The sequence below is a fragment of the Paraburkholderia sp. genome (genome assembly GCF_035656215.1).
Lineage (GTDB): Bacteria > Pseudomonadota > Gammaproteobacteria > Burkholderiales > Burkholderiaceae > Paraburkholderia.
The window spans coordinates 1-2199 of the sequence record NZ_DASRSY010000130.1; the positions used below are offsets into that span (position 1 = coordinate 1).

Consider the following 2199-nt stretch of genomic DNA (forward strand, 5'->3'; position numbering starts at 1 on the left):
GCTTCAGTAGCAGGCGTGTCGATTACCGAAATCGGCGTGCCGGACGGCGCCGGCAGCACGAAAGCAATCCAGTTGAGCTTGCAGGGCGACAACATCGAAGAACTGCGCCGGCTTTCGGACGCGGCGCAAGTACAGATGGCAAAGATCCCGGGCCTCGTCGACCTCGATTCGACGCTCAAGGCGGATAAGCCGATCGTCGCGATCAACGTCAAGCGTGAACTGGCCTCCGACCTCGGCGTGGGCGTGGCCGATATCGGCACCGCATTACGGCCGCTACTCTCCGGCGACGCCATCAGCACATGGCGCGCGCCCGACGACCAGGACTACGACGTCAGCGTGCGCCTGCCGCGCTCGCAGCGCCAGGACGTCGACGATCTCGCCAGGCTGATGATCGCGACCAACCGCACCGACGCGAACGGTGCGCCGGTGCTGGTGCCGCTGCGACAGATCGCGGATATCGTCAAGACGACCGGTCCCGATGTGTTGAACCGGCGTGACCTGCAACGCGAGGTGATGCTGTCGGCAAACGTGAATGGCCGCTCGCCGGGCGAAGTTGCCGCGGACATCGCGAAGACGCTCGACGCGATGCATTTGCCGGCGGGTTACCACTACCGCTTCGAAGGCTCGACCAAGAGCATGAACGAATCGTTCGTGTACGCGGTGGAGGCGTTGGCGCTCGCGGTGATCTTCATCTACATGATTCTCGCATCGCAGTTCGCCAGCTTCGCGCAACCGCTCGCCATCATGGCGTCGTTGCCGCTCACGTTGATCGGCGTGCTGATCGCGTTGCTGCTGTTCGGCAGCACGTTGAACATGTTTTCGATCATCGGCTTCGTGATGCTGATGGGCCTCGTGACGAAGAATGCGATTCTGCTGATCGACTTCGCGAATCAGGCACGGCGTGGCACCCTGCTCGACGCGTCCGGCAAGGGGCGCGTGATGGAGCGGCGTGAAGCGCTGCTCGAAGCGGCGCGCGTGCGTCTGCGGCCGATTCTGATGACCACGCTGGCCATGATCTTCGGTATGCTGCCGCTGGCGGCGGCGCTCGGCGAAGGCGGAGAGCAACGCGGGCCGCTTGGGCAGACGGTGATCGGCGGCGTGATTACGTCGTCGATTCTGACGCTCGTGGTGGTGCCGGTGGTCTACACGGTGCTGGAGGATTGGGCGGATTGGCTGCGGCGCAAGTTCGGACGCAAAGCGTACACCGTGAAGGATCACGGCATAACGGATAAGACCGCGCAATGATGCAACTTCGCGCGCCCCTCGCGAAGTTGCTACAGTAGAAGTCTTTCCCCGACCAGCCGTCCCACATCATGCGCACCACCCGAGCCATCCACGCCGTCGAGCGGCTGAAAACCCGCAGCGGCAACCCGCAGTTCGCCGCGATCAGCCTGTCCGGCGGCCTGTTTTATCTGGTCGACAAATCGAGCGGTACCGATAAGAAAGTCTCCGATCCGTTAACGCTCGACGACTTCGTCAAATTCGTCGACGGTTTCGGACCGCCGAAACCGCGCAAGGCGAGCAAGCTCGATATTGCTTTTGAAGAGCAGCTCAAGAAGAGCAAGGGCAGCTAGGCAGCGCCGCACCCCATTTGACGACCGAAGATATCCGCTCCATGACCAGGACAAGCGCCAGGTCCGTCAGCATCGCGCCGGACCACAATCAACCCACCCTGTCGAAGGGCCAGAAAGCGTTCAACACGCTGATCAAACAGATCGAAAAGCGGCGCGCCAGTTTAAGCGCATGGGAGGAGTTCGCGCCGGCTTTCCAGCAAAAGTACGTGAATGAACTGCTGCCACTGATGCAGAAAATGCAACATTTGCGTGCGCGGATGGCGCATCTTCTCGATGAGCAGAGCAACCAGAAACGTATCACCCAGACCGAACGACGTGCCCTTTCAGCGGTGATTGTCGATCTCGCGGAGAGGTGTCTCGGGGAAGAAGATAGCGACGAGTTGAAAGCGCTATACAACCGGCACAGCGGGTCCGATTACGACGACGAAAGAGCGTCCGAGTTAGACGAAATGAAATCGATGCTGGAGACGGTATTAGGCGTCGAGCTAGTGTCGTGAGTTAGAAGTTCGTTGAATCACTTCCCGGTTCTTTCCGGAATGACAAAGTGCTGATAAAAAAGTCGCTCGGACTCGCGCAGTCCTTCTTCCGTAAAGATCACGGACTTCGTCTTGTTCACAGGGTCTTC

At 60.2% G+C, this 2199-nt stretch carries 4 protein-coding genes; 3 read left to right on the forward strand and 1 reads right to left on the reverse strand.

Annotated elements, in window-relative coordinates:
• From VFE81_RS07660 to VFE81_RS07670, 3 genes are all read left to right on the forward strand, one after another.
• Nucleotides 1-1245: efflux RND transporter permease subunit (locus VFE81_RS07660; protein ID WP_325044021.1), on the forward strand; the 1245-nt coding region annotated here is incomplete at its 5' end.
• A 68-nt stretch (nt 1246-1313) separates the two neighbouring features.
• A complete protein-coding gene (locus tag VFE81_RS07665) occupies nt 1314-1574 on the forward strand; it encodes a hypothetical protein (protein WP_172316393.1) in 261 nt (86 codons plus the stop codon).
• A gap of 17 nt (nt 1575-1591) precedes the next feature.
• Entirely contained in the window at nt 1592-2071 is a 480-nt protein-coding gene (locus tag VFE81_RS07670; RefSeq protein WP_325044022.1) for a hypothetical protein, read from the forward strand.
• 17 nt (nt 2072-2088) lie between these two features.
• Here VFE81_RS07670 and VFE81_RS07675 read toward each other — a convergent pair.
• On the reverse strand, nt 2089-2199 hold a 111-nt coding region (locus VFE81_RS07675), incomplete at its 5' end, for a DUF6429 family protein (RefSeq protein WP_325044023.1).